This is a genomic window from Sphingomonas sp. 4RDLI-65 (assembly GCF_049472435.1).
Lineage (GTDB): Bacteria > Pseudomonadota > Alphaproteobacteria > Sphingomonadales > Sphingomonadaceae > Sphingomonas.
The window spans coordinates 256,580-283,316 of sequence record NZ_JBCEBT010000002.1 but is presented as its reverse complement, the minus strand read 5'-3'; the positions used below and the strand labels follow the sequence as shown (position 1 = coordinate 283,316).

General features: G+C 67.5%; 22 protein-coding genes. 13 read left to right on the top strand and 9 right to left on the bottom strand.

Annotation, left to right across the window (positions count from 1 at the left end; all coding sequences use genetic code 11):
* Positions 1-126 precede the first annotated feature (126 nt).
* The 3 genes from VH567_RS06295 (at position 127) to VH567_RS06285 (ending at position 2,994) form a co-directional block, all read left to right on the top strand.
* Positions 127-873: an electron transfer flavoprotein subunit beta/FixA family protein gene (locus tag VH567_RS06295; protein WP_423324251.1), complete on the top strand. Its 747-nt coding sequence runs from the start codon at positions 127-129 to the stop codon at positions 871-873.
* Positions 870-1,799, top strand: a complete 930-nt coding sequence (locus VH567_RS06290) for an electron transfer flavoprotein subunit alpha/FixB family protein (RefSeq protein WP_423324249.1) — start codon at positions 870-872, stop codon at positions 1,797-1,799. The genes VH567_RS06295 and VH567_RS06290 overlap by 4 nt, the downstream gene beginning before the upstream one ends.
* A gap of 433 nt (positions 1,800-2,232) precedes the next feature.
* Positions 2,233-2,994 carry an energy transducer TonB gene (locus VH567_RS06285; protein ID WP_423324246.1) on the top strand — a complete coding sequence of 254 codons (762 nt, stop codon included), beginning with the start codon at positions 2,233-2,235 and terminating at the stop codon, positions 2,992-2,994.
* A gap of 3 nt (positions 2,995-2,997) precedes the next feature.
* Here the strand turns inward: VH567_RS06285 and VH567_RS06280 are convergent, their stop codons facing one another.
* On the bottom strand, positions 2,998-4,095 hold the full coding sequence (locus tag VH567_RS06280) for an acyltransferase family protein (RefSeq protein ID WP_423324242.1): 1,098 nt from the start codon (positions 4,093-4,095) through the stop codon (positions 2,998-3,000).
* Positions 4,096-4,192: 97 nt separating this feature from the next.
* On the opposite strand from VH567_RS06280, the gene VH567_RS06275 reads away from it, so the two are divergent.
* Positions 4,193-5,422, top strand: a complete 1,230-nt coding sequence (locus tag VH567_RS06275) for a dipeptidase (protein ID WP_423324239.1) — start codon at positions 4,193-4,195, stop codon at positions 5,420-5,422.
* Between the two features lie 162 nt (positions 5,423-5,584).
* On the opposite strand, the gene VH567_RS06270 is transcribed toward VH567_RS06275, so the two are convergent.
* The 4 genes from VH567_RS06270 to VH567_RS06255 form a co-directional block, all read right to left on the bottom strand.
* Positions 5,585-6,817 carry an MFS transporter gene (locus VH567_RS06270; protein WP_423324236.1) on the bottom strand — a complete coding sequence of 411 codons (1,233 nt, stop codon included), beginning with the start codon at positions 6,815-6,817 and terminating at the stop codon, positions 5,585-5,587.
* A complete protein-coding gene (locus tag VH567_RS06265; RefSeq protein WP_423324233.1) occupies positions 6,807-7,811 on the bottom strand; it encodes a histone deacetylase family protein in 1,005 nt (334 codons plus the stop codon). Before VH567_RS06265 ends, VH567_RS06270 begins: the two co-directional genes overlap by 11 nt.
* A gap of 91 nt (positions 7,812-7,902) precedes the next feature.
* Entirely contained in the window at positions 7,903-8,460 is a 558-nt protein-coding gene (locus VH567_RS06260; protein WP_423324231.1) for a 2'-5' RNA ligase family protein, read from the bottom strand.
* A gap of 217 nt (positions 8,461-8,677) precedes the next feature.
* Positions 8,678-10,243 (bottom strand): lysine--tRNA ligase, encoded by a 1,566-nt coding sequence (locus VH567_RS06255; protein WP_423324229.1) that lies wholly within the window; start codon positions 10,241-10,243, stop codon positions 8,678-8,680.
* Positions 10,244-10,503: 260 nt separating this feature from the next.
* On the opposite strand from VH567_RS06255, the gene VH567_RS06250 reads away from it, so the two are divergent.
* Together VH567_RS06250 and VH567_RS06245 are read left to right on the top strand one after the other, a co-directional pair.
* Positions 10,504-13,203: an ATP-dependent DNA helicase gene (locus VH567_RS06250; RefSeq protein WP_423324227.1), complete on the top strand. Its 2,700-nt coding sequence runs from the start codon at positions 10,504-10,506 to the stop codon at positions 13,201-13,203.
* A gap of 8 nt (positions 13,204-13,211) precedes the next feature.
* On the top strand, positions 13,212-13,751 hold the full coding sequence (locus VH567_RS06245) for a SixA phosphatase family protein (protein ID WP_423324225.1): 540 nt from the start codon (positions 13,212-13,214) through the stop codon (positions 13,749-13,751).
* A gap of 246 nt (positions 13,752-13,997) precedes the next feature.
* On the opposite strand, the gene VH567_RS06240 is transcribed toward VH567_RS06245, so the two are convergent.
* The gene (locus tag VH567_RS06240; RefSeq protein WP_423324223.1) at positions 13,998-14,522 is read right to left on the bottom strand and encodes a DUF177 domain-containing protein; all 525 of its coding nucleotides are present in this window, start codon (positions 14,520-14,522) and stop codon (positions 13,998-14,000) included.
* The gene (locus VH567_RS06235; protein WP_423324221.1) at positions 14,519-15,025 is read right to left on the bottom strand and encodes a ubiquinol-cytochrome C chaperone family protein; all 507 of its coding nucleotides are present in this window, start codon (positions 15,023-15,025) and stop codon (positions 14,519-14,521) included. Before VH567_RS06235 ends, VH567_RS06240 begins: the two co-directional genes overlap by 4 nt.
* 139 nt (positions 15,026-15,164) lie before the next feature.
* On the opposite strand from VH567_RS06235, the gene VH567_RS06230 reads away from it, so the two are divergent.
* From VH567_RS06230 to VH567_RS06205, 6 genes are all read left to right on the top strand, one after another.
* Positions 15,165-15,671 (top strand): outer membrane protein assembly factor BamE, encoded by a 507-nt coding sequence (locus tag VH567_RS06230; RefSeq protein ID WP_423324219.1) that lies wholly within the window; start codon positions 15,165-15,167, stop codon positions 15,669-15,671.
* Positions 15,672-15,805: 134 nt separating this feature from the next.
* The gene (locus tag VH567_RS06225; protein ID WP_423324217.1) at positions 15,806-17,239 is read left to right on the top strand and encodes a glycosyl transferase family protein; all 1,434 of its coding nucleotides are present in this window, start codon (positions 15,806-15,808) and stop codon (positions 17,237-17,239) included.
* On the top strand, positions 17,236-18,231 hold the full coding sequence (locus VH567_RS06220; RefSeq protein ID WP_423324215.1) for a hypothetical protein: 996 nt from the start codon (positions 17,236-17,238) through the stop codon (positions 18,229-18,231). The genes VH567_RS06225 and VH567_RS06220 overlap by 4 nt, the downstream gene beginning before the upstream one ends.
* Before the next feature lie 60 nt (positions 18,232-18,291).
* On the top strand, positions 18,292-19,206 hold the full coding sequence (locus VH567_RS06215) for a sulfite exporter TauE/SafE family protein (protein WP_423324213.1): 915 nt from the start codon (positions 18,292-18,294) through the stop codon (positions 19,204-19,206).
* A 38-nt stretch (positions 19,207-19,244) separates the two neighbouring features.
* Positions 19,245-19,964, top strand: a complete 720-nt coding sequence (locus tag VH567_RS06210; protein ID WP_423324999.1) for a TIGR02186 family protein — start codon at positions 19,245-19,247, stop codon at positions 19,962-19,964.
* Between the two features lie 78 nt (positions 19,965-20,042).
* The gene (locus tag VH567_RS06205; protein WP_423324211.1) at positions 20,043-21,767 is read left to right on the top strand and encodes an ATP-binding protein; all 1,725 of its coding nucleotides are present in this window, start codon (positions 20,043-20,045) and stop codon (positions 21,765-21,767) included.
* A 155-nt stretch (positions 21,768-21,922) separates the two neighbouring features.
* Here the strand turns inward: VH567_RS06205 and VH567_RS06200 are convergent, their stop codons facing one another.
* Both VH567_RS06200 and VH567_RS06195 read right to left on the bottom strand, forming a co-directional pair.
* Complete coding sequence (locus tag VH567_RS06200; RefSeq protein ID WP_423324209.1) at positions 21,923-22,369, bottom strand: hypothetical protein; 447 nt, start codon at positions 22,367-22,369, stop codon at positions 21,923-21,925.
* 120 nt (positions 22,370-22,489) lie between these two features.
* A complete protein-coding gene (locus VH567_RS06195) occupies positions 22,490-24,034 on the bottom strand; it encodes a peptidoglycan DD-metalloendopeptidase family protein (RefSeq protein WP_423324207.1) in 1,545 nt (514 codons plus the stop codon).
* 198 nt (positions 24,035-24,232) lie between these two features.
* On the opposite strand from VH567_RS06195, the gene VH567_RS06190 reads away from it, so the two are divergent.
* Positions 24,233-26,737: a helicase-related protein gene (locus VH567_RS06190; protein WP_423324205.1), complete on the top strand. Its 2,505-nt coding sequence runs from the start codon at positions 24,233-24,235 to the stop codon at positions 26,735-26,737.

Genomic DNA, 26,737 nt, shown 5'->3' with positions numbered 1-26,737 from the left:
CGCTACGGCACGGCGATGTTTCCATACCGGACTTGCGAAAACGGCTCGAAACAGCCATCTGTCGCCGCAACGGCCCCTGGGCAACAGGCGGGCGAAACGAATAGATTCACCTTGGAAGGAATCCCGATGAAGGTGCTGGTGCCGGTCAAGCGCGTGCTTGACTACAACGTGAAGCCTCGCGTGAAGGCGGACGGAACGGGCGTCGATCTGGCGAACGTCAAGATGAGCATGAACCCGTTCGACGAGATCGCGGTCGAAGAAGCGATCCGCCTGAAAGACAAGGGCGTGACCGAGATCGTCGTCGTCTCGATCGGCGAGCAGAAAAGCCAAGAAACGCTGCGCACCGCGCTCGCGATGGGTGCCGACCGCGCGATCCTCGTCATCAGCGAGACCAAGGTCGAGCCGCTCGGCGTCGCCAAGATCCTCGCCAAGATCGTCGAGGAGGAGAAGCCCGACCTCGTGATCCTCGGAAAGCAGGCGATCGACGACGACAACAACCAGACCGGGCAGATGCTCGCCGGGCTGCTCGGCTGGGGCCAGGGCACGTTCGCGTCGAAGGTCGAGATCGCCGACGGGTCGGTCAACGTGACCCGTGAAGTCGATGGCGGTGCCGAGACCGACACGCTGAAGCTGCCCGCGATCATCACCACCGATCTTCGCCTCAACGAGCCGCGCTATGCGTCGCTGCCGAACATCATGAAGGCGAAATCGAAGCCGATGGCGCAGAAGACGCCGGCCGATTTCGGCGTCGACGTGACGCCGCGCCTGACCACGCTGAAGGTGGTCGAACCCGCCAAGCGCTCGGCCGGGATCAAGGTCGCCGATGTCGACGCGCTGGTCGGCAAGCTCAAGGAAATGGGAGTCGCCAAGTGAAGACGCTCGTCTGGGTCGAACATGACGGTCAGGCCGTCAAGGATGCCACGCTGTCGGCGGTGACTGCCGCTTCGCAGCTCGGCGAAGTCCATCTGCTGGTCGTCGGCCAGGGCGTCGACGGCGTCGCGGCCGAAGCCGCCAAGATCGCGGGCGTCGGCAAGGTGCACGTCGCGGACGACGCTGCATTCGCGCATTCGCTTGCCGAGAACGTCGCGCCGCTGATCGTCGAGCTGATGGCCACCCACGACGCGTTCGTTGCGCCGTCGACCACGCACGGCAAGAACATCGCGCCGCGCGTGGCAGCGTTGCTCGACGTCATGCAGATCAGCGACATCCTGTCGGTCGAGAGCGAGGACACGTTCACGCGTCCGATCTACGCGGGCAACGCGATCGCGACGGTGCAGTCGTCGGATGCGAAGAAGGTCATCACGGTCCGCGGCACGGCGTTCGCCAAGGCCGCGACCGAGGGTGGTTCGGGCGAGATCGAAGCGGTCGCATCGACCGGCGACAAGGGTCTGTCGACCTTCGCCGGCTCGGAGATCGCCAAGAACGAGCGTCCCGAACTGACCAGCGCGAAGATCATCGTCTCGGGCGGCCGTGCGCTTGCCTCGAGCGACCAGTTCCACGCGCTGATCGATCCGCTGGCGGACAAGCTGGGCGCCGGCGTCGGTGCTTCGCGCGCCGCGGTCGACGCCGGTTACGCCCCGAACGACTATCAGGTCGGCCAGACCGGCAAGATCGTCGCGCCGGAAGTGTATGTCGCGGTCGGCATCTCTGGCGCGATCCAGCATCTGGCGGGGATGAAGGACTCGAAGGTTATCGTGGCGATCAACAAGGACGAGGACGCGCCGATCTTCCAGGTCGCGGACATCGGTTTGGTGGGCGATCTGTTTAAGATCGTGCCGGAGTTGACGGCGAAGCTGTAGGCGAATGCCGATGCGCAAGGCGAAGCCAAGCGCAACAGCAAGCCCGGCCGGCGGCGCTTCAGCGCCGACCGACGACGCGGGATTTACTCCCGCGGCGCGCGCCACGAACGGGCGGTGTGACTTAGGTCGCACCGCCCGTTCTTGCGTCTGCCGAACGTGCAGGTCGCCAATGCCCAACCGATACGCTTACAAACCGACGTCTATTTCACCCAAAGTGACCACCACCCCGGCGAAGGCCGGGGCCCAATTAGGAAACGGAGGTGACGACGGACGGTCCTTCGTTACATCGACCTTTCCACTTGGACCCCGGCCTGCGCCGGGGAGGTGCATCTGTCGGAGCGGGGTAAGTACCGAACACGTCCGGAGTACCGAGATCGTTCTCGCGCTCTCTCACACAGTTGCCGCACAATACCCGCCTACCCAATTACCCTGCATGTACGGCGCCCACCCGAACCCGCGCGACCGCCTGATATCCGCGGCCAGCGCCGCGGTACTTTGCGCCATCGTCGGCTACGCCCTCATCCTCGGCCTCGGCGTCAGCATCCCCACCGCTATCCCCAACGCGCTGAAGACGTTCGCCGTTGGCCTCACACCCCCTCCACCGCCGCCGCCTGAAAAGATCATCCCCCGCCCCGCGAAAAGCCACCGCCCTGAAGGCGCGGCCTCCCCGGCAAATCTCCGTTCGAAGGCGACCGAAGTCGTCGTCCCCGAACCGATCGTGCCGCCGATCATCCCTCCACCACCCGTCATCGCCACACTCAAACCCGGCCCCGGCAGCGATGCCACGATGGGTGCCGCGCCCATCCCCGGACCGGGCGCAGGCGCAGGCGGAGAAGGGAACGGCACGGGCAGCGGCCGCTCAGGGGATGGCGACGGCGACGGTGGCGAGGAGACCCCGCCCCGCCTCCTCAAGGGCCGCTTCAAGAACAAGGATTTCCCCAACGCCGAGGCGGTGATCGGTGCGGGCGGGATCGTCGGCGTACGCTACACCGTCGAGACCGACGGCAGCGTCACGCACTGCAGCGTAACACGCTCCAGCGGCAATGCGGTGCTCGACGCGACAACCTGCCGGCTGATCGAACTGCGCTTCCGCTACCGCCCCTGGCTCGACTCCGCCGGCCTTCCGGTCCGTTCGACCGTCGTTCGCAACCAGGAATGGGTGAACCAGCTCGGCCCGCCGCCACGCAGTAACTGAAGCCTACCGCCCCAGTCGCCCCCCGCTGAGCACCCGCGCCGCGGCTGGTGAAACCGTCATCACCCCCCGCCCCAGAACGACCGTGGCCCCGAGCACCAGCAACGGCTGCACCAGCAGATATGCCGGATACAGCCCGGCCCCGAGCGCGCCTGTCGCCAGACCGATCACCGGCCCGAACAGCCACAGCAGCACCAGATGATCGCAGAATGCGAGAAACCCGTAGCGCTCCGCAGCCCGCAGCCCTTCCGAAAAGCTACTCCCCGCCAGCGCCCATGCCAGCCGCCAGAACAGCATCGCCGACGCCAATCGAAACAATACATCGAACGCCGCCATCGCATGCGGATGCGCGTCGAAGAAGACGTTCCCCAGCAACGCGGTCCAGAGCCGCGGCGCGATCAGCACCACGAACGGCAGTGCGCAAAGGGCGACCGGCCACCCCGCCACCCGTTCCGCCACGACAAACCGCCGCGCGGCGATCCCGGCGGTGAAGAACAACAGGATCTGCGGCCGCAACAGCAGCGGGATGTGCACCCCGGACACGCTCCACACGACCACCACAAGCGAGACCAGCGCCAGCCAGATACTCGACGCGCGCACTAGAACCGGCGCGATCATCATGCAGACAAACAGATCGCGCAGGAACGGCATCTGCACGTTGATGTCGTTGGCGTGGGCGATCGGCACGAGTTCGTTCAGCGTCCAGCCGATGCTCGACGGTGTCGGCGCCTTCAGATCGCCGAACGTTGCCGCCGCCCCGACCAGCATGATCGCGATCGCATTCCACAGCAGCATCGGCAGCAGGATCGTCCGCGCCCTGCCGAGCAGGAACGGGCCGTAACCTTGGCGCGTCGCAGTCGAGACCACCAGCCAGCCGGAGATCATCCCGAGCAGCGGCACCGCGCTGCGCCCGAACATCTCGCTCAGGACGGTACGAAGAACCGCCTGCCAACTGAACGCGACCGCCGCCAGTTCCTCCGCGGTCCGTCCGGTCCAGGCATGGACATAGACGATTCCCATGATACCGATCAGTCGCGCGATCGCAATTGCGGTGGAGAGGCGGGGATCCGCCTTGCGCGCCGGTTCGGCCGTTACTGTGTCCACTTCCGCCCCTCTTCTCGCGTTCGGCGAGCGCCTTAGCCGGCTTGTCGCATGCGAACACCTCCTTCAGGATGGAGCGGACGCCACGGGGGACCAAGACATGATCGCCGCATTCCTGCTGCTGGCCGCGCAGGCGAGCCCGGACGCTGCCCTGTCGCGCCGGGTCGAACGCGTGCTGGAGCGTAGTCCGGTGATCGACGGGCATAACGACCTCGCCTGGGAAATCCGCGACCTGCACGACGCGAGAGTCGAGGCGGTCGATCTTTCCGTCGACACCGCGCGGCTGCCGAACCCGCTCCAGACCGACATTCCCCGTCTGCGCAAAGGTCATGTCGGCGGGCAGTTCTGGTCGGTCTACATCCCCGCCGACGCGCCGCGTGCGGTCGAGATGACCCTGGAGGAAATCGATATCGTCCGGCGATTCGTCGCCGCAAACCCGGCGACGTTCGAACTCGCCACGACCGCCGCGGACATCCGCCGGATCGAGAAGGCGGGACGGATCGCGTCGCTGATCGGCGTCGAGGGCGGGCACCAGATCGATGGGCGGCTGTCGGTGCTGCGGCAATATCGTGCGCTAGGTGTGGCGTACATGACGCTGACGCACGGCAAGAGCCTGAACTGGGCGGACAGTTCGACCGATGCGCCGCGTGCGAACGGGCTCAGCGATTTCGGGCGGCAGGTCGTCGCCGAGATGAACCGGATCGGGATGATCGTCGACGTCAGCCACGTCTCGGACGCGACGATGCCGGCCGCGCTGGCTGCGACCAAGGCGCCGGTGATCGCATCCCACTCCAGCGCGCGGGCGATCGCCGACGCGCCGCGTAACATCCCCGACGAGTTGCTCCGCGCGATCGGCGGGAACGGGGGCGTGGTGATGGTGAACTTCTACCCGTCGTTCCTGTCGGCCGAGTGGCGTGCCTGGGACGTCGTGCGGTCGGCCTATGCGAAGAGCGTCGGCGTGCCGGCGAACGTCTACGGCGCCAAGTCGCCCGCACCGCTGGTGGCTTGGGACGCGGCGCATCCGGAGCCGCAAGTCACCGCCGCGACGGTCGCCGATCATGTCGAGCATATCGCGAAGATCGCCGGTCACGACCATGTCGGGATTGGCGGCGATTTCGACGGGATCCAGGGGACCGGGCCGATCGGGCTGAAGGGCGTCGACGGCTACCCGCTGCTGTTCGCGGAACTGGCGCGGCGGGGGTGGAGCGATGGCGACTTGGCGAAGCTGTCCGGCGGCAACGTCCTCCGCGTCATGGAACGGGTCGAAGCGGTCGCGAAGGGGATGGCGGGTATGCCGCCGGTCGACGCGACGGACGTGGCGTCGCGATAGAGGAGGCGAATACTCGTTATCGAGCTTCGACCAAGCCTGCCAAATCTCGTCACCCCAGCGAAAGCTGGGGTATCCCTTCGTATCAGATGACGCGTGCCCCACCATGATATCCCAGCTTTTGCTGGGATGACGGGAATGGTTGGGATGCCGGATGGAGGGGCGTCAAGGATCCGGCATCCGCTGCGGCGCGGGCGGTTCCACCACCAGCGGTGGCACCGTGCGCAGCACCAGACCGATCAACAACGCGGCCACGCCGAGCAACAGGCAGAACGCCGTCACCCCCGGCCACCCGGCATGCGTCCACGCGAATCCGCCAGCCGATCCCAGCACGCTCGACCCCATATAATAGAAGAACAGGTAGAACGCCGCCGCCTGTCCCCGTGAGCCCTGCGCGCGACGGCCGACCCAGGCACTCGCGATCGAATGCGCGCCGAAGAAGCCGATCGTCACCACCGCGATCCCCGCGATCACCAGCACCAGTGGCGTCATCGCGGTCAGTGCGACGCCGGCGATCAGCAGCACGACGGGGATCCAGAACACCTTCCGCCGCCCGAGTCGTCCGGCGAGCGTCCCGAACTTTGCCGAACTGACCGATCCCAGCACGTAGAGCAGGAACACGCCGCCGACCGCCGCCTGGCTGAGCCCATAAGGCGGGCTCATCAACCGGAAGCCGGCATAGTTATAGATCGTGACGAACACCCCCATCAGCAGGAATGCCTCGATATACAGCAGCGGCATCGCGCGGTCGGTGAACAGCGACCCGGCACTCCGCACCAACGCGCCTGGCCGCCCAACACTCGGCGTGAAATTCCGCGAGAGCGGCGCGAGCCGGCGAAACGCCTCCGCCATCGCGAGGCCCGCGATCCCGACCGCGGCGAGCGCCCAGCGCCAGCCTTCGAGATCGGCGACGACGCTGACGACCAGCCGCCCAGCCATCCCGCCGAGCGCGCTCCCGGCGATATACAGCCCCATCGCCGCGCCTACCGCGCCCGCATCGACCTCCTCCGCGACATAGGCCATCGCCACCGCCGGCACGCCTGCGAGCGCGACGCCGGTCAGGAAGCGCAGCACCAGCAACCCGCTCCACCCCGGTACGACCGCCGCCGCCAAGGTCAGCGCACCCGCCGCGAACATCGCCGCGATCATCAGCGGACGCCGCCCGACCCGGTCCGAGACGAACCCCGCGAACAGGATACCGATCGCCAAAGGCCCGGTCGCGAGCGACACCGCCAGCGATGCCGCCTCTGCGGTCAGCCGATATTGTGCGGCGAACAGCGGCAGCAACGGCTGCACCGAATACAGCAGCGAGAAGGTCGAGAAGCCCGCGAACAACATCGCCAGCGTCAGCCGGCGATAGGCTGGCGTGCCCAGAGCGATCGGCGTCTCAGAAGCCACTCAGGAAGCTCGCGACGTTATGCCCCAGCGCGTCGACCGCGTAGCCGCCCTCCATGACGATGACGGTCGGCCAGCCGCGTGCCGCGATGTCGGCGGCCAGCACCGCATAGTCGGGCGTGGTCAGTTTGAAATGCGAGATCGGATCGCCCTCCCACGTGTCCGCGCCGAAGCTTACGACGAGCAGGCCGGGATCGAACGCAGCGATCGCATCGAGCGCGGTCGTCTGCGCCGCACGGAAGGCATTGATCGTCGTGCCGTGGGGGAGGGGGAGGTTCAGTGTCGTACCACGTCCTTCGCCTTCGCCGGTCTCGTCGGCATGGCCCCAATAGAACGGGTAGTCGGTTTTCGGATCGGCGTGGACCGAGGCGTAGAACACGTCGCCTCTCGTGTAGAAGATATCCTGCGTGCCGTTGCCGTGGTGATAGTCGATATCGAGGATCGCGACGCGGGCGACACTGGCGTCGCGCGCGGCTTGGGCGGCGATCGCGGCGGTGTTGAGGTGGCAGTATCCGCCGCAATAATCCGCGCCGGCGTGATGGCCGGGCGGGCGGCACAGCGCGAACGCTGCGCGGTCGCCGTCGAGGACCGCGTGCGTCGCAGCGAGCGCGGACTGGGCGCTGCCATAGGAGGCGGCCCAGCTCTCGGGCGTGATCGGCGTGGTCGCGTCGAAGCTGTACGCGCCGATCAGCGCGTCGATGCGGGTGAGGTCGAGCGGACGGCGGCCGCGGATCGGGAAGGTGTAGGGGATCGCGTCGCCGTCTCGCCCCGCTTCGCGCCAAAGTAGCGCGGCGTCCTTCAGGAACGCGACATAGGGCGCGGAATGGACGGCGAGGATCGGCGCTTCACCGCGATCCTCCGGCACCTCGACCGGGCCGATCGCGCGGAGGATCGAGTCGACGCGCGCAGGCGTCTCGGCATAGGCGGTGAATGCGCCATTGTGGAGTTCGCGCGCGGGCGCATGGGTCCGCTGAGCCTCGTCGAAAAATAGTCGCATTGTCGATCCTCCACGCGCGATCACTAGGGAAGAACCAACCGATCGCGCTGTGGGTCCTACCGGGTCGCGCGAGCCGGGCAAAACCAAAGCCTCAGAACAGCGCCAGTTGTCGATCGTCGTCGCCGTTCAGCAACCAGCGGCCGATCACGTCGTGACGCGTCCGGCCGACATGGCTGTGGACCAGCACGAACGCATCCACGTCCCAGCCGATCGGCGCAATGGGCTGTGTGAACGACACGCCGTCGCGGTAGCCGAGCGTCATGTGCGGGCTGAACCGATAGTGTTCGCGAGCGCGCAACCCCGCGGCCTCGCGCGCCACTGCGATCCGTTGATGCAATGCCGCGAGCGAGGCGTTCTTGTTGCGTGGACGCAGCGCGATGGATCGATCGCTGCCGATCGCCGTGTCGAACTGGAGCGCGAACGGCGCCGCTTCGACCGCATCGCCGATTGCCTTCAGGTCGCGTTCCAGCGCGGTCGAGACGCGATCATGGTCGTCGAGGATGTCGATCGTGACGTGGAGGTGCTCGGGGCGCAGCTTGTCTCCGTCCGTTTCGAACCACACCGCTGCGGCGGTAATCTGGCGCGCGAGCGGCAGTGGTGGGCGGATCGCGAAGAACAGGCGATGACGGGCGATCGCTCGATGAAACATGCCGGATTCCGAATCGGGGGAGGCGGGCCTGTTGCTAATATGTTCCACTGCTTTCGTCTAGTTGGCGCGAGAGATCGGACGACTCAAACACCACCCCGGCGAAGGCCGGGGCCCAATTGAAAAGGTCGGAGTAACGAGGCGTGGCGGCCAGTTAACAGCGTATCCCAATTGGGCCCCGGCCTCCGCCGGGGTGGATATCTCCTTCCGGGGTGAAGCCTTACCGCGCCAACGCTTCCGCAATCAGCTTCCGCGAGTTCGCCACGCTGTACAGCGCGATGAAGCTCCCCATCCGCGGGCCCTGCTCAGAGCCGAGCAACGTCTCGTACAGCGCCTTGAACCAGTCGCGCAGGTTCTCGAACCCGCCGGTCTTGCCGATCTCGTAGACGATGTTCTGAATATCCTCCGCGCTCGCCTCCGCCGGCAGCGCCGCGAGTTCCGCGTCGAGCCGCTCCAGCGCCGCGACCTCGACACCCTCGGGCGCGCGGCGCTTCAGCGTCGGCGCGACGAAATCGCGGCTATACGCCAGCGCATAGCCGATCAGCCGGTCAAGCTCGGGGTATTTCGCAGCGGACGCATCGGGCACGTAGTTCGCCAGATAGCCCCAGACCTGCTCCTTGCTCGCATCGCCCATCACGCCGACGAGGTTGAGCAGCAGCCCGAACGTCACCGGCAGTTCGCCGGTCGGCAGCTTGCCGTCGTGGATGTGATGAACCGGGTTGCCGAGCTTCTGCTTCACATCTTGGCCCGCATAATTGCCGCGGAACTGCCAATATTCGTCCACCGCGCGCGGAATGACGCCCATGTGCAGCGACTTGGCCTTCTTGGGCTCGCGGTACGCGTAGAACGCGAGCGATTCCTCCGGGCCGTAGGTCAGCCACTGCTCGAGGCTCAGGCCATTGCCCTTCGACTTCGAGATCTTCTCGCCATTCTCGTCGAGGAACATCTCGTAGTTGAACCCCTCGGGCGGGCGCCCGCCGAGCACGCGCGCGATCTTCGACGACTGGGTGACCGAGTCGATCAGGTCCTTGCCCGCCATCTCGTAATCGACGCCGAGCGCGACCCAGCGCATCGCCCAGTCGACCTTCCACTGGAGCTTGGCCTTGCCGCCGAGCACGCTCTGTTCGATCCGCTGGCCTTCATCCTCGAACGCGATCAGCCCGGCTTCGGCATCGATTACTTCGATCGGCACCTGCAGCACGATGCCGCTGGTCGGCGAGATCGGCAGCACCGGCGAATAGGTCGCGCGACGTTCTGCGCGGAGCGTCGGCAGCATCACGTCCTGGATACCCTGGAAGTGACGAAGTACGCCCTTGAGTGCCTCGTCGAAGCGGCCGGATGTGTAATATTCGGTGGACGAGGCGAACTCGTAGTCGAAGCCGTAGCGGTCGAGAAATTCGCGCAGAATCGCGTTGTTGTGCGCGGCGAAGCTGGAGTGCGTGCCGAACGGATCGGGGATCTGCGTCAGCGGCTTGCCGAGATGCTCGCGCAGCATGTCGCCGTTGGGGACGTTGTCCGGAACCTTGCGCAGGCCGTCCATGTCGTCCGAGAACGCGATCAGCCGGGTCGGCGTATCGCTGAGCGCGTGGAAGGCATTGCGCACCATCGTCGTGCGGAGGACTTCGTTGAACGTGCCGATATGCGGCAGGCCCGACGGTCCGTACCCGGTCTCGAACAGCACCGGCGCGCCCTGCTTGCCCTGCGGGTAGCGTTTGAGGAGTTTGCGCGCCTCCTCATACGGCCAGGCTTTGGACTCGAGGGCGGCGGTGCGGAGTTCGTCGGTCATGCTGGCGGCGATAGCGTGTGCGTCGTATTTCGTCACCCCGGCCGGTTCGGCATTATCGTCGCAAACCAACTGCACCTCCCCGGCGGAGGCCGGGGTCCAGTTGGGAGACGTTGCCAACGGAGAACTGCACGTCGTTACAACTGCCTTCTCTACTGGACCCCGGCCTCCGCCGGGGAGGTATAGTTGGTAAAGGCGAGCAGCCGCGCGAAAGCGCACTGCAAAAGGTTGCCCTTTCGTTCCTCTTCGCACAAGGTCGCGCGGTGCTCCCCTATCCCGCCCTCCACGCCAGCCACGCCGGCATCTGGATCGCGAACGCCGAGGGTGCGCGTCCGATCGGGCGGGGCGAGGCGATCCGGATCGCTGCCGATACGCCGGTCATCATGCTCAACGCGCCGCTGGTCGGGCAGCGGCTGGGCTATCCCGATCTGTCGGGGCTCGACCTGCTCGAACTCTACGCTTTCTTACGCCCCGCGCAATTCTCGGTGCCGACCCCCAAGGGGATCGCGCGGGTTACCGGGCTGGACGTGCCGAGCGAGGATGCCGAGGTCGCGCCGTTCCTGCTGCGCGCGGCGGAGGCGATGCTGGCGCTTACCGATGGCGACTGGCCCGAGCGTGAGGGTGCGTGGACGGCGGCGCAGTCGCTGTTCCGCCTGCGCTGGCCGTGGGCGCCGGTGGTTGCGGAGCGGCTGAAGAAGCCTGCGGTCAACGAACGCTGGCTGTTCTCGTCGCTTCCCGAATGGGAGGAGCACGCGCCGCGTCCCGCCCCGCGCACCGTGACGATCGAGCCCGGCGACGCGGAAGCGCGGCTCGTCGACCTCACCGGACACGGTGCCGAGGAGCGCCCGGGCCAGCGCGCTTATGCCGGCGCGGCCACCGCCGCGTTTGCGCCGCGGGCGATGCGCGACACGCCTAATCTCGTCCTCGCGGAGGCCGGCACCGGGATTGGCAAGACGTTGGGGTATCTCGCTCCCGCCTCGCTCTGGGCAGAGAAGGCGGGCGGCGCGGTGTGGATCTCGACCTACACCAAGACGCTGCAACGCCAGTTGGGGCAGGAAACCGCGCGCCTTTACCCCGACGCCGCGATCCGGAAAGCAAAGGTCGTCACGCGCAAAGGCCGCGAGAATTACCTCTGCCTGCTCAACCTGGAGGACGCGCTGCAAGGCGGGTTCGCCGGCCGTGCGGCGATTCTCGCGCACCTCGTCGCGCGCTGGGCTGCCTATAGCGCGGACGGCGACATGGTCGGCGGCGACCTGCCCGGCTGGTTGCCGACGCTGTTCCGCCGCAACGGCTCGACCGCGCTGACCGATCGGCGCGGCGAGTGCGTCTACGCCGGCTGCCCGCACTACCGGAAATGCTTCATCGAGCGCGCCGCCCGCGCCTCGTCGGACGCCGACATCGTCATCGCCAACCACGCACTGGTGATGGTCAACGCGGCACGAGGCCGCGAACTCGCGACCCGGCCGACGCGGTACGTGTTCGACGAGGGGCATCACATATTCGACGCCGCCGATTCGATGTTCGCCACCGCGCTGACCGGCGCCGAGACGATCGAACTGCGGCGCTGGATACTCGGCCCCGAATCGAGCGGTCGTGGGCGGCGTCGAGGTCTCGCCGCCCGCCTGTCCGATCTTGCCAGCTATGACGAACAGGGCGCGCGGGCGATCAGCGACGCGGTCACCGCGGCGGGGGCGCTGGCGTCCGATGGCTGGCTGCAACGGCTTGGCGAAGGCGCGCCGTTCGGGCCGATCGAGACGCTGCTCGCCGCCGTCCGTGGGCTTACATACGCGCGGGCCGAGCAGCCGGGCGACGCGGGCTATGGCCTGGAGACCGAACTTGCCGAACCCGACGCTACGCTGATCGAGGCCGCCGCGCCCGCTGCCGCAGCCCTCGACGCACTCGTCCGCCCGCTCGTCACACTCGGCCGTCGCCTCGAAGCCGTGCTCGCCGAAGCGCCCGACTGGATGGACGCGCCCGCCCGCGCGCGGGTCGAGGGCGCGATCGCTTCGATCGGCTGGCGCGCGGAGACGGTGGCGTCGTGGCTATCGTTGCTCGCGCGCGTCGGCGGGCCTGTCGATGGCGATTTCGTCGACTGGCTCGCGGTCGACCGGATCGAGGGCCGCGAGTTCGATATCGGGCTGCATCGCCACTGGCTCGACCCGACCCGCCCGTTCGCCGAGATCGTTCTGAAACCAGCACACGGTGCGCTCGTCACCTCGGCGACGCTCACCGGCGGCGGCGATTGGGAGGTCGCCGAAGCCCGCACCGGCGCCCCCCACCTCCTCCGACCCGCCGCAAGGTTCGAGGCGAAGAGCCCGTTCGACTATACGCGGCAGGCCGAAGTGCTGATCGTCACCGACGTGAAGCGCGGCGATATCGGCGCGCTCGCCAACGCCTATGCGCAGTTGATCGTCGCCAGCCGTGGCGGGACGCTTGGACTGTTCACCGCGATCCGGCGCCTGCGCGGCGTCCACGGCCGCATCGCTGATCGACTCGCGCGCGAAGGCCTGCCGCTCCACGCACAGCACGTCGACCCGATCGATACCGGCACGCTGGTCGACATTTTCCGCGACGATCCGGGGGCGTCGTTGCTCGGCACCGATGCACTCCGCGACGGCGTCGACGTGCCCGGCGAGTCGCTACGACTCGTGGTGATGGAGGGCGTGCCCTGGGCGAAACCCTCGGTGTTGCACGCCGCGCGGCGTCTGGCCGGTGGCGGTTCGGCGTACGACGACCGGCTTGTCCGCGCGCGTCTCGCGCAGGCATTCGGCCGACTGATCCGGCGCGCCGACGACTCCGGCGTGTTCGTGATGTTGTCCGCCGCGATGCCCTCCCGACTGCTCAGCGCGTTCCCGCCGGGCGTGCCGATCGCCCGCGTCACGCTCGAAGAAGCGGTGGCCCGAGTCGCGAGCCGGCTTTCCTCACGGGCTTCGGTAGGGCATGAAAGCCGCGAACCGGCTTGAGGATTGCCATGAAGACGTTGACGCTGTTGCGCCACGCCAAGTCCGGCTGGGACGATCCGGTCGCGCGCGATTTCGACCGTCCGCTCAACGCCAAGGGCAAGCGCGCCGCGGCGATGGTCGGCCGGCACATGCGGTCGCTGGGGCTCACGTTCGACCATGCGATCGCGTCGCCGGCGGTGCGGGTGACGGAGACGTTGGAGCAGATCGAATCGGGCTATGGCCGGACGATCGCGCCTGATTGGGACCGGCGGGTGTATCTCGCGTCGGCGGCGACATTGCTCGACGTGGTGCACGGCTTTCCGGCGGAGACGCAGAGCGCGCTGCTGGTCGGGCATAATCCGGGGTTGGAGGACCTCGTGCTGATGCTGGTTGCGGATGGAACTGACCCGTTGCGCGATGCGGTCGAGGATAAGTATCCGACTGCCAGCATTGCGGAGCTTCAGTTCGAGGGGGATAGCTGGGAAGACATTGCGTCTGGCAATGCGCGGCTGACCCGGTTCGTACGGCCGCGTGATCTCGATCCGACCTTGGGCCCCGACGCGGACTAAAGCGTGTTTCCCCGCGAAGGCGGGTATCCAGTCTGGGCACCCGCCTTCGCGGGTGAACACAGGGTCGGGAGATTGCCGCTCCTCCAACTGCACACCACCCCGGCGGAGGCCGGGGCCCAATTGGAGAGATGGATGTAACGGCGGACCGCCCTACCTCACTATTCGCCCCAATTGGGCCCCGGCCTTCGCCGGGGTGGTGCGGATGTTGGTGTGCGCTGATCTTTAACAAGCCCGCGACAGCAAACCTCACCCCTTACCCGCCATCCGCGCCTTCAAATCCGAAAACGCATTCGCCGGCCGGAACTCGTCCTCGCTGATCACCCCCGCCGCCGCCAGCGCAGCTGCGGCGTTAGGCCCCCTCGGGAACGGGTCGATCGCGAGCGCCAGCGTGTCCGCCGCCGCTTCGCCGAGGTCGATCGTGCCGCCTTCGATCGCGACCATGTCGAGCGCGTCGCCGGACAGTTCGACCTCGTCACCCTCGGCGATCAGTTGTTCGACGAACAGCAGCGCGACGGGCTCGTCGATCTGCGTATCGAGCGGGTCGTCGGTCACCGAACACGCCTGCACGCCCGCCCCCGTCACGCGGCCTTTCACGACGATGCCGCTGTCGGTGCGCTTGATCCCGAACCGCGCCTCGAGTCGCGCGATCGAGACCATGGCGAAACGCTTGGCCAGCGCCGCGCGCTCGTCCTCGGTCGCGACGATCTCGACGATCCGCTCGCGCTCGCCGATCGTGTCGAGGCGTTCGGGGCGGCTGAACTCGGTCTTCACGGCAGGTCTCCAGATAACAGGTTCGATAGCGGCGTCGCAGCCAGCCCGGCATGAAACGCCATCACCGACTCGCGGACGTGGACAAGCGCGGCGTCGTCCGGCGCGGCGCCGCGGTACAGGTTTCGCACCAGCGCCGGCGCGATATCGCCCGCCGCCAGCCCGTCGCGGTACGCGCCGAGCCGCCCGCCGAGCATGCTCATCATCTTGCCGATATGCTTGCCGACGATGATGTCGCCGATGCCGATCTCGCGCAGCTGCCCATCCATGTCGTCGACGAAGCGCTCGGCGAGCCGCGCCGCGGGATCGCCGCCCGCCGGCTCCGCCTCGAGCCGCAGCATCGTGAACGCGAGCAGCGTCGCGATCATGTCGAACCGGCCGTCGACCGTGTCCGGCACCGCGCCGTCCCTGTACCAGTGCTCCGCGCGCGCGCGCGCGACCACCGCGTTATACAGCGGCAATGCCTCGTCCGGCTTCTCGCCGAGCAGTCTTCCGAGCCAGCTCAATCCGTCGTCCTTCGGGTCGTACCTGCGCTTCGGCTTGTTTGCCCGCGCAACCTCGCATATCGAGGCGATCGGCGGTCGATGCAATCGGCCCGTGTTCCGCGTTACCAGTCTCGGCAGAGTATATGCCCCGGGAGAGTTTATGAGCGTCGTTTCCCCCCGTATCGTCCAGGTCGCGGCCATCGGTCTCGTCGCGCTGGCGAGTGCGGGCTGCACCCAGCTGCGTTCGCACCAGGGCTATGTGGTCGACACCGACCTCGTCAACTCGGTCCAGCCGGGCGTGGATAACCGCCAGTCGGTGCTCCAGACGCTCGGCAAGCCGACGCTCGCGGGCCAGTTCGACCAGGGCGACTGGTATTATCTCGCGCGCGACAGCCGCAACCTCGCGTTCCGTAATCCGCGCCCGAACGCGCAGATCACGCTGCAGATCAGCTTCGACCAGAAGGGCACCGTCACCGCGATCCGTCGCGGCGGGCTCGAGCAGGTCGCCTCGATCAGCCCGTACGGCAAGAAGACGCCGACGCTGGGCCGCCAGCGTGGCTTCTTCCAGGATCTGTTCGGCAACATCGGCACGGTCGGTGCGGCGGGTGCCGGCGGCGGCGCGGGCAACGGCAGCAACACCGGCGGCGGTGGTCGCGACCGGCCGTAATCGGCGCCGCGCCGGCGTCCTGGCCATCCGGCGCTTAACATCCGGCATACATCCGACGCCAAACATCCGATTCCGATCGGACTGAATCCGAAACGGATTTAACCTGCTGTAGCCTCGTCCCCGGGGGGCGTAGCGTGGGCGAGTCGCTGTGGATCATCGACACGATCGCGCATGAAGCGCTGCTCTTCGCCGCAGTAGGGCTGTGTGTTGGCGGGATCGACGACCTGCTGGTCGACATGGTCTTCATCGTCCACCGGGTCCTGCACGGGCGACGGCCGCGTCTCGCGCTGGATACGCTGCCATTGCCCCGCCGTCCGGGCCGGATCGCGGTGTTCGTCGCCGCATGGGACGAGGTCGCGGTGATCGGCGGGATGCTGTCGACCGCGCTCGATCGCTACGACCATGACGATTACACCATTTATGTCGGGGTCTATCCCAATGATCGCGGCACGATCGATGCCGCAGCCGCTGTCGCCGAGCGAGACGATCGCATCCGGCTGGTGATCGGCCCCCGCGACGGACCGACCACCAAGGCCGATTGCCTCAACACGCTGTGGCATGCGCTGCGCCGCGACGATGCGCGCGAAGACCGGCGGACCAAGGCGATCGTGCTCCACGACGCCGAAGACGTCGTGCACGCGCAGGAATTGCGCGTCTTCGACAGCCTGATCGATCGATACGAAGTGGTGCAGTTGCCCGTATTGCCGCTGGTCAATCGCGGCGCGCGGCTGGTGTCCGGCCATTACGCGGACGAATTCGCCGAATCGCACGCCAAGCAAATCATCGTCCGGACGGCGCTGGGCGCGGGCATGCCGCTGGCCGGCACGGGCTGTGCGATCGCCCCCGACGTGCTCGCCATGATCGCGCAGGGACGCGGCGGCGATCCGTTCGATGCGAGCAGCCTGACCGAGGATTACGAGCTCGGCCTACGTCTTGCCGAACTCGGCGCGCGGGGCATCTTCGCGCGCGTCGCGGCGGACGATGCCGGCGCCGTGGTGGCCGTCCGCGCCTATTTTCCCGGCACGATGAAAGAATCGATCCGCCAGAAGACGCGCTGGATGACGGGCATCGCGCTGGCCGGATGGGATCGCACCGGCTGGGCACGGCCGCATGCGATCGCCGATCACTGGATGCGCATGCGCGACCGCCGCGCGCCGCTGGCGGTGGTGGTCCTCGCCGTCGCCTATGCCGGGATATTGGCCTGGGGGCTGTCGTTGCTGGCGCATTGGCTGTTCGGACGGACGCTGCCCTATCCCGATCGCGCCGACCCGGTCGAATATTGGCTGCTCGTCGCCAACAGCGCGTTGCTGGCCTGGCGGCTGGCGATCCGGATGCTGTTCACGAGCCGCAGTTACGGTCCGCGCGAGGCGTTCTGGTCGCTGCCCCGGTTTCTGGTCGGCAATCTGGTATCGCTGATCGCCGCGCCGCGTGCGGTGCTGCGGTATATCCGGATGCTGCGCGGTGCGGCGCCGGTGTGGGACAAGACGCGCCATGATTTTCCCGACCTGCCGGCCGATCCGATCGGCTTGCCGGGCAGCGCAGGTCTCCTGACCGCACGGCGGGGATGACCGGCGGTCGCCCGCTGCGCTTTCTCGCGCTGGCCCTTGGCGGCTGGGTGGCGGTTCGAGTCGTCGTGCTCCTGCCGGAGATCGGCGCGCTTCCCGCCTCGGCAGTGATCCCGCACCTGATCAAGGCCCTCATCCCCGAGATATCCGCAACGGGCCTCAAGCGCACGCGCGCGGTGCCGGCGGTCGGGCAAGCACAAGTCGTCATGCCGCTCCCGATCGGGCGTGGCGAAGTGCCGCGGGTATCGGCTCACGCCATCCGGGCAGCGCCTTCGAACGCCGTGGTTATCCTGGCATCGCACGTCGCGGTGGCGGGTCATGTCGACCAGATCCCGTCACCGATCGCACCGCCCGCGCCGCTTCGCGGACCGAGCCGGCTGAACGGCAGTGCCTGGCTGCTCGTCCGAGGCGGCCCTGCGGGCACCGTGTCGGGCGGGCAGCTCGGCGCGTCGCAAGGCGGCATACGACTGACCTACGCGCTGGGCAGCCGCCGCCGGTTCGCGCTGGCCGCACGGCTGGCCGCCCCGCTCAAGGGGAAAGGCCGCGAGGCGGCGCTCGGGCTCGAGTGGCAACCGACCCGGCTGCCGATCCGCCTCGTCGCCGAGCAGCGCGTCGTGCTCGACGGTGGCCGCGGCGGGCCAACGCTGGGTGTGATCGCCGGCTATGGTCCATCCGATATCGCCCCCGGCCTTCGCCTCGAGGCGTACGGCCAGGCCGGCGGGATCGCCCGCGACGGGCTCGAGGGTTTCGTCGATGCCTCGGCCAGGATCACGCACCCGCTCGGACGGATCGGACGCGCGCGGATCGATATCGGCGCGGGCGCATGGGGCAGTGCGCAACGTGCCGCCGCGCGCTTCGATATCGGTCCGTCGATCGTCGCCACCCTACCCGTCCAGCACAAGACGATCCGCCTGACGCTGGACTGGCGCGAGCGGGTCGCCGGTGACGCACGGCCAGGCTCCGGGCCAGCGCTCTCGATCGGCAGCGACTTCTAAAGGCAGCATGGTCGCGTCCTGCCTAGCCCCGCGCGCGCAATCCGGTGTAACGCTGCTGGCGTGGATCTGTATCTCCCCGTCGCCAACCTGTCGGTCAACGCGCTCGTCATCATCCTGCTCGGCGGGGGCGTCGGCTTGCTCTCGGGCATGTTCGGGGTCGGCGGCGGCTTCCTGACGACGCCGCTGCTGATCGTCTACGGCATCCCGCCGACCGTCGCCGCCGCCTCGTCCGCCAGCCAGGTGACTGGCGCCAGCGTCTCGGGCGTATTCGCGCATTTCCGGCGCAAGGGCGTCGATACCAAGATGGGCGGGGTGCTCGTCGCGGGTGGTATCCTCGGCTCGTTCTTCGGCGCGTGGCTGTTCCGGCTGCTCCAGCAGAGCGGGCAGATCGATACCGTGATCGCGATCGTCTATGTCGTCATGCTCGGCTCGATCGGCGGCCTGATGGCGAAGGAATCGATCGGCACGATCGGTCGCGCGCGTACCGGACGGCCTCCAAAGGCGCGCAAACGTCGCCATCATCCGCTCGTCGCGGCGCTCCCGCTCCGCACGCGCTTCTACGCTTCCGGCCTCTACATCTCGCCGCTCGCGCCGCTGTTGCTCGGCTTCTTCACCGGCATTCTGACGATCCTGCTCGGCATCGGCGGCGGCTTCATCCTCGTCCCCGCGATGATCTACCTGCTCGGCATGGCGACCTCGGTGGTGGTCGGCACCTCGTTGTTTCAGACGCTGTTCGTGACCGCGGTCGCGACGATGGTGCACGCGACCACCACCAAGGCGGTCGATATCGTGCTTGCCGGGCTGCTGCTCCTCGGCTCGGTGGTCGGCGCGCAGGTCGGCGCGCGGTTTGCGACCAAGTTCCGCCCCGAATATCTCCGCCTGGCGCTGGCGGTGATGGTGCTGCTGGTCGGCGCGCGGATCCTGCTCGGGCTGGTCTGGCGCCCGGAGGAGATCTTCTCGGTCACGCTCTCGTGAGGCGCGCGCGCTGGCTCGTCCTGCTCGCGCCACTGCTCATGGCGCAGGCCAAGCCGGTCCTCGTCCCCGACGTGTCACAGCGCAATATCGAGATCGCCTACAGCTTCACCGGTGCCGAGCTGCTGCTGTTCGGCGCGATCCTCTACCCCGGCGGGCGCCTGCCGAGCGACGAGCATCCGACCGACGTGGTCGTCGTCGTGAAGGGACCCACGCAATCGATCCTGATGCGCGAAAAGGAGAAGGTCGCCGGCATCTGGGTCAACGCGTCGCGCCTGCGCTATCGCTCCGCCCCCAGTTTCTATGCGATCGCCTCGTCGAAACCGATCGGCCGGCTGGTCGACGATCGCACCCGCGCGATCTACGAGCTTGGGCTCGACAGCCTGCAATTGTCGCCCGCCTCCAGCGCCCCGACGGCGACGCAGGACCGCTTCCAGAAAGGCTTGGTCGACCTGAAGCGCCGCGCCGGCCTGTATTACGAGGCGCCACGCGCGGTCGAGATCACCGACGGCGTGCTCTACCGCGCGCGCGTATCGATCCCGGCGCGCGTCCCCGTCGGCCGCTTCACCGCGGAGACGTTCCTGATTCGCGATGGCCGCGTGCTGGCAGCTGCGGTGCGCGACATCGACATCCGCAAATCGGGGTTCGAGCGATTCGTCGCACGGGCCGCGGATCGCTCGTCGGTGATCTACGGCCTCGTCGCGGTGGCGCTGTCGGTGTTCCTCGGCTGGGCAGCCGGCTGGATCGCACGCCGGATGTAGCCGAATTCGGCATGCTCACCGTATGTTTACGCCTTTGACGCCATAGCTTCGATGCGACTGATCAGGGACTTAGCGAGAATGACCGACATGCCGGGGCCCAATGCATTTCTCCGAGCCATGCCGCTGAGTGGTACCGGGGTGGCAGGCGCGCCGATCCCCGACCCGATCGCCGACCCGCTGCCCGGACCGGCCGGCGCCGCCCCGATCGGCGCCGCACCGATCGGGGTAGTCTTCGCGATCGCCGGTTCCAGCAGCCGCGTGCTGCTCGATCGCGCGTCGATCGCCGCCATGTTCGACGATCCCGACCCGGTCGTCGCCGCCGCTGGCCAGGTCGGCAGCCAGATCAAGATGCGGGTCGGCAATGCGTGGCTGGTCGCCAACGTCCGCTCGCTCAAGCTTGAGGACACGGCCGGCACCTGCATCGCCGCCGATATCGATTATCTCGGCGAGGGCGACGAGGAACGGCTGACCGGCAAGCTCTACAAATTCCGCCGCGGCGTGACGCGGTATCCGATGCCCGGCTGCGAGGTGTTCCCGATCACCACGGCCGATCTCAAGCAGATCTATGCCGCCGAGGACCGCGCCAACATCACGATCGGCACGGTTTACCCGACCACCGACATCCGCGCCGCGCTGTATGTCGACGCGATGCTCGGCAAGCATTTCGCACTCGTCGGATCGACCGGCACGGGCAAGTCGACCAGCGCCGCGCTGATCCTCCACCGGATCTGCGAGATGGCGCCGCAGGGCCATATCGTGATGATCGATCCGCACGGCGAATATGCCGCCGCGTTCCGCACCAACGGCGCGATCTACGACGTGACGAACCTGCAGATGCCGTACTGGCTGATGAACTTCGAGGAGCATTGCGAGGTCTTCCTGACCAGCAGCGGTTCGGCGCGGCAGTTCGACGCCGATATCCTGGCCAAATGCCTGCTCATGGCGAAGGCGAAGAGCCGACTCGGCCAGGAGATCGCCAAGCTGACGGTCGACGCGCCGATTCCCTATCTGCTGAGCGATTTGACCAACATCATCGGCCTGGAAATGGGCAAGATGGACCGCGCCGGCGACACCGCGCCGTACCTGCGCCTGAAGACCAAGATCGACGAGATCAAGGCCGACCCGCGCTATGGCTTCATGTTCTCGGGCATGCTGGTCGCCGATACGATGGCGAGCTTCCTCAGCCGCATCTTCCGCCTGCCCGGCGACGGCAAGCCGATCTCGATCATCGACGTCTCGGGCGTGCCGTCGGACATCACCTCGGTGGTGGTCGCGGTGCTGGCGCGGATGACGTTCGACTTCGCGATCTGGTCGCGCAACGAGCCGCAGCGCCCGATCCTGCTCGTCTGCGAAGAGGCGCACCGCTACATTCCCGCAGGCCAGGAAACCAGCAGCTCGGTCGGCCGCATCCTCGGCCGGATCGCCAAGGAAGGCCGCAAATACGGCGTGTCGCTGGGTCTGATCACGCAGCGCCCGTCGGATTTGGCGGAAGGCGTGCTGTCGCAGTGCGGCACGATTATCGCGATGCGCCTCAACAACGACCGCGACCAGGCATTCGTCCGCGCGGCGATGCCGGAGGGCGCACGGGGGTTCCTCGATTCGATCCCGGCCTTGCGCAACCGCGAGTGCATCATCTGCGGCGAAGGCGTGACGATCCCGATCCGCGTGAGCTTCGACGACCTTGCCGAGTCGAAGCGCCCGGCGTCCGGCGACCCGCTATTCTCGGAACTGTGGCGCGACGTCGGCGGCGAAGACCAGATCATCGGCCGCACAATCCAGCGCTGGCGGGCGCAGGGGAAGTAGGCGCGTTTCGCTAGGGACGTCCGGATTTGGCTATGAAGAGTCGAACGCGACCGGTTGATGCGCGTAGGATGCACCAGACTTATGCATCGTCGTACCACGAGGTTTCGCGTCATTTATCGGCGGATAAAACTTGCGAGTTTCGCATCCGGTCAGGTCTACCAGACGGTTTTAAGTACCTCTTCGGCCGCGCTGCGTAGCAGGGGTTCGTTTCGTGACTGCACCTGGGGTCCAACGCGTTGAGCAAAGGGCATGAATGATCTTTGATCATTTTTCTGCATCGCGGTGCATGCTTGGCCAATCTCGGCGGCGCTGAGCGACTGCCAGCTAATAACCAAGTTCTTTTCCCACTCGGCGCTATGACGCTTAACGGCTGCGTCGATTGCCTGCGCAAGCTTTTGGTCACCCGAAGCACCGTCCCGGGCCTTCACCATAGCGGCTGTTTGGGTTCGCCCAACCGCCATGGTCAGTATCGACTTGAACTGCTCAGCGGGTTTCATCGAGGCAACGAGGCCCTGCGCATCGCGAGTGGCGCACTGTGCAGACGCGCTGCCACAGCTCGCGAGGGCTAAAGAGGCGGTGACGATCGTGAGAAGCCGTATCATGCTCAAAGCATGCGTTTGAAGGGTTAGGATTAACTGAAGACCGGATTCTTCGAACCGCTCTGTGCCGCGCTACTGTCCTCTCTGATGCGATACTTTTGCTTTTTGCATCGGGAGAGGGCGCTATCCGCCGACCCGCACCGCCATCAACCGCGCCACCTTAGCCTTGAACGCGCGCAGTTTCTCGCCCGACAATTGCGCAACGCTGGCGAACGACACCGTGCGCGGGTTGATTGCCGCGCCGTTCTTCCACACTTCCCAGTGGAGATGCGGGCCGGTCGACATGCCGGTCGAGCCGACATAGCCGATCACCTGCCCCTGCCGGACGCGCGTGCCCGACGACACCGCGATCCGGCTCATATGGCCGTAGCCGCTCGCCATGCCGCCGCCGTGCAGCAGCTTGACGAAATTGCCGTAGCCGCCGGTCCGCCCCGCGAACGCGACGATGCCGTCGGTCATCGCGTGGATCGGCGATCCGTAGGGCGCGCCGATATCGAGGCCCTTGTGCATCCGGGTGAAGCCCAGCAGCGGGTGCATGCGCAGCCCGAAGCTCGACGTGATCCGACCGATCACCGGCATGCCCGAGACGGCGCGGCGTTCGGTCTGGCCGTTCGCGTCGAACCAGCCGCCGCGGCTCGCTCCGTCGTTCGCGCCGGGGTCGGCATCGGCGGTTGCGGCATCGGGTGCGAACCGGACGAGCTGCACTTTCCTGCGGCCCTGGTCGATGCCGGCGAACAGCAGGTCGCCGATCCGCGTTTCGCCCGTGGCGGCGCGCTCGCGCTCGACGATCACGTCGAAACTGTCCGCCGCGGTGACGTCCCGGCCGATCGACAACCGCGTCGAGATTGCCTTGATGAACGATTCGACCGCCTTTGCAGGCACCCCCGCCGCGCGGGCAGAGCGGTAGAGGCTGGAGCCGACCAGGCCCTGGATGCGCAGCGGGGTGGAGTCGATCGCGATCGGCCTGCGGTTCACCGTCAACCCGCCCGCACCGCGCGCCAGCGACAGCGCCAGATCGAACCGCGCGCGGAAATCGAGCGTCTCCAGCGGCCGCGCGACGGTACGGTCCGCGCGCCGGCCGAGCGTGAGCGCGATCCGCGTGCCTGCCGGGATCGCGTGCGGATCGACCGACTGCGCGACCAGAGCCGCCGCCGCTTCGGCATCATTCCGGCCGACGCCAGCGCGGATCAGCACGCGGTCGAAGCTATCCCCGTCGCCCAGCGTCGCGGAGAGGTCTACGCTCGGCCGTTCGGGCACTTCGGCGAGCGGCGCGACGAGATCGTTCGCCGCCATCCGCCGCCCTGTCGTCGCGCCCTGCGCCAGTGACGCGATGCCCTGCGCCCGCATTTCATCCCATTCGGCACCGGCCAGCGGCGGCGGCACGGCGCCGACCAGGGGCCTGAACCCCGGCGCCAGCGCCCAGGTCGCGGCGCACAGCGCGGTGCACGTCGCAAGGCCGCGCCACCAGTCGAGACTGCCGATCCGGTGACCGAGATCGGGCACCCAGTCGATCCGCGTCGCGCGGTCGCGTAGCCCGGCAACGCCGAATGGCACGAGGGCGGGCATCGGCACAGGCATGACGGCGGGCATGACTGCGGGCGCACGGCCAAATCCCCGGCTCGCCGCAGTGCCGGCCAGTTCGAAGCCCTGATCGTTACGAAGATACACGCAAGGCCGCCCCGATGGTGCCGGTCCCCCCGGCGTCACGCGGTGGTTGTGATCGCTACATGCTAAAGTCAAATTAACCGATGTGTACGTGCGGATCGCTTTGCGGCGAGATGTGCCTGCTCGACGGCGGATCGTTAATGCCGAGGAAACTCTTGGCAGGTCATTGCGCCGCCACGCTTTACCCACGATGTTGCTGCCATGAACGATGCCCGGAATGATGGTGCGAACGACGGGATCACGGCGGTTCTCGGCCCGACCAATACCGGCAAGACGCACCTCGCGATCGAGCGGATGTGCGCGCATTCCAGTGGCATGATCGGTTTTCCGCTGCGACTGCTGGCGCGTGAGGTCTATGACCGGGTGGTCGCGATCAAGGGCGCGAACCGCGTGGCGCTGGTCACCGGCGAAGAGAAGATCGTGCCGCCCGATGCGCGCTGGTTCCTGTGTACTGCCGAATCGATGCCCGATCGCGACGTCGCGTTCGTCGGGCTGGACGAGGCGCAATTGGGGGCGGATCCCGAGCGCGGGCATGTCTTCACCGATCGCCTGATGCGCGCGCGGGGGCGCGAGGAGACGATGATCCTCGGTTCCGAGGCGCTGCGGCCGATGATCAAGGCGCTCGTGCCCAAGGCGGAGATCGTCAACCGGCCACGCTTCTCGACGCTGACCTATGCGGGCGCGAAGAAGATCAGCCGGCTGCCCAAGCGCTCGGCGATCGTCGCGTTCTCGGCCGAGGAGGTCTATGCGGTCGCCGAGATGCTCAGGCGTCTGCGTGGCGGTGCGGCGGTGGTGATGGGTGCGCTTTCACCCCGCACCCGCAACGCGCAGGTCGCGATGTTCCAAGCGGGCGAGGTTGATTACCTGGTCGCGACCGATGCGATCGGGATGGGGCTCAACATGGACGTCGCGCATGTCGCGTTCGCCAGCCTCAACAAGTTCGATGGCAAGCGCCAACGTCGCCTCACGGTGGCCGAAATGGCGCAGATCGCTGGGCGTGCGGGGCGACATCAGCGCGACGGCACGTTCGGCGCGCTGTCGGACGATGGTCCGGGTGCGTTTCTGCCCGAGGAAGTGCTGGCGATCGAGGAGCACCGGTTTCCGCGGCTCGAGAACCTCTATTGGCGGCAGGGCGAGCCCGATTTCTCCAGCATCGACGCGCTGGTGGCGAGCCTTGAGGCGCGGCCTCCCGCGGGTGTTTTGCGCGCTGCGCCACAAGCCCTCGATCTCGGCGTATTGAAGCGGTTGGCTGAAGAGGGCTGGGTGCGTGAACGGGCGCGGCATCCTTCGATGGTCGCGCGACTATGGGCGGCGTGTGGCGTGCCCGATTTCCGGAAAGTCGGGCTCGATCCGCATGCGCGCTTCGTGTCGCGGGTGTTCGGGCATCTGAGCGAGGGGCGCGGGCATATCCCGCACCAGTGGTTCGCGGACGAGATCGCGCGGCTCGATACGGTGGCAGGCGACGTGCCGGTGATCGCGGGGCGGATCGCGGCGACGCGGATCTGGGCATATATCGCGCAGCGGGCGGACTGGCTGGCCGAGCCAACCCTGTGGGCCGCGCGGACGGCGGCGTTGGAGGAACGGCTGTCGGATGCGCTGCATGCGAGCCTGACGCAGCGGTTCGTCGACAAGCGTACGACTGCGTTGATGCGCCAGATCGGCGCGGATGCGGGCGCGCTGCCGGTGGTGATCGGGCCCGAGGGCGAGGTGATGGTCGAGGATCATCCGATCGGCCGCCTCGACGGGTTCCGCTTCACCGTCGCGGCGGATGCGCGGGCGAGCGACAAACGGCTGTTGCTCGCGGCGGCGGAAAAGCGGCTGACCGGCGAGCGGTCGCGGCGCGGGCAGTCGCTGGTCGATGCGCCGGACGCCGATATCGCGCTCGACGATGCGGCGCAGGTGATATGGGCGGGGCACGCGGTCGCCAAGCTCGGCCCAGGGCCGTCGTTCGCACGGCCGAAGCTGATCCTCGATCGGTCGCTCGATTGCCTCGACAAGCCCGCGCGCGATCGAATCGAGGCGCGGCTGGCGCTTTGGCTTGGCGCGATGCTGAAGCGGCGGATTGCGGTGCTGGTCCACCTCGCCGAGGTGAGCCGCGATCCGAACGCCACGCCGGCGTTGCGCGCGGTTGCCAGCGCGATCGAGGAGGCCGGCGGGATCCTGCCGCGGTTGCCGATGCGGCTCGCGCTCGACGCGATCGATCCCGAGGAGCGCAAGCGGTTGCGCAAGATCGGGATCACGGTCGGCGCTTTGGATCTGTTCGATGCGCGGTTGCTCAAGCCGGAGTCGGCGCGCTGGCGGCGTATCCTCGCGGCGGCCCGCGGTACGACGATCACCGCCCCGCGTGATGGCGCTACGGTGCTGGCGCGTGGCAGCGAGGGAGCTGTCCTTGAGGCGGGGTTCCGTCCGCTCGGGCTGCAGGCGGTGCGCGTCGACCTGATCGAGCGGATCGCCCGGGCCGCGCACGATTCGCGGCAGGGTCGCACGCCGTTCGCGCCCGATCCGGCACTGGCGACGTCGATTGGCGTAGATCAAGCGTCGTTGGAGCGGTTGATGGCTGAACTCGGGTTCAAGGCGCTGGCGGGAGATACGCCGCGCTGGGTCTGGCGTGGGCGTCCGCCGGCGCGTGCCGTCGCCCCTGCCCCGATCGATCCGTCGCGGCAGAATGCCTTTGCCGGGTTGGCTGCACTGGTCCGCCATGGTTGA

What these genes read in the sequence shown, in the direction of transcription:
- VH567_RS06295 (WP_423324251.1), top strand. Translation starts at nt 127, where the DNA reads ATGAAGGTGCTGGTGCCGGTCAAGCGCGTGCTTGACTACAACGTGAAG.
- VH567_RS06285 (WP_423324246.1), top strand. Translation starts at nt 2,233, where the DNA reads ATGTACGGCGCCCACCCGAACCCGCGCGACCGCCTGATATCCGCGGCC.
- VH567_RS06275 (WP_423324239.1), top strand. Translation starts at nt 4,193, where the DNA reads ATGATCGCCGCATTCCTGCTGCTGGCCGCGCAGGCGAGCCCGGACGCT.
- VH567_RS06265 (WP_423324233.1), bottom strand. Translation starts at nt 7,811, where the DNA reads ATGCGACTATTTTTCGACGAGGCTCAGCGGACCCATGCGCCCGCGCGC.
- VH567_RS06260 (WP_423324231.1), bottom strand. Translation starts at nt 8,460, where the DNA reads ATGTTTCATCGAGCGATCGCCCGTCATCGCCTGTTCTTCGCGATCCGC.
- VH567_RS06255 (WP_423324229.1), bottom strand. Translation starts at nt 10,243, where the DNA reads ATGACCGACGAACTCCGCACCGCCGCCCTCGAGTCCAAAGCCTGGCCG.
- VH567_RS06245 (WP_423324225.1), top strand. Translation starts at nt 13,212, where the DNA reads ATGAAGACGTTGACGCTGTTGCGCCACGCCAAGTCCGGCTGGGACGAT.
- VH567_RS06230 (WP_423324219.1), top strand. Translation starts at nt 15,165, where the DNA reads ATGAGCGTCGTTTCCCCCCGTATCGTCCAGGTCGCGGCCATCGGTCTC.
- VH567_RS06220 (WP_423324215.1), top strand. Translation starts at nt 17,236, where the DNA reads ATGACCGGCGGTCGCCCGCTGCGCTTTCTCGCGCTGGCCCTTGGCGGC.
- VH567_RS06210 (WP_423324999.1), top strand. Translation starts at nt 19,245, where the DNA reads ATGGCGCAGGCCAAGCCGGTCCTCGTCCCCGACGTGTCACAGCGCAAT.
- VH567_RS06205 (WP_423324211.1), top strand. Translation starts at nt 20,043, where the DNA reads ATGACCGACATGCCGGGGCCCAATGCATTTCTCCGAGCCATGCCGCTG.
- VH567_RS06200 (WP_423324209.1), bottom strand. Translation starts at nt 22,369, where the DNA reads ATGATACGGCTTCTCACGATCGTCACCGCCTCTTTAGCCCTCGCGAGC.
- VH567_RS06190 (WP_423324205.1), top strand. Translation starts at nt 24,233, where the DNA reads ATGAACGATGCCCGGAATGATGGTGCGAACGACGGGATCACGGCGGTT.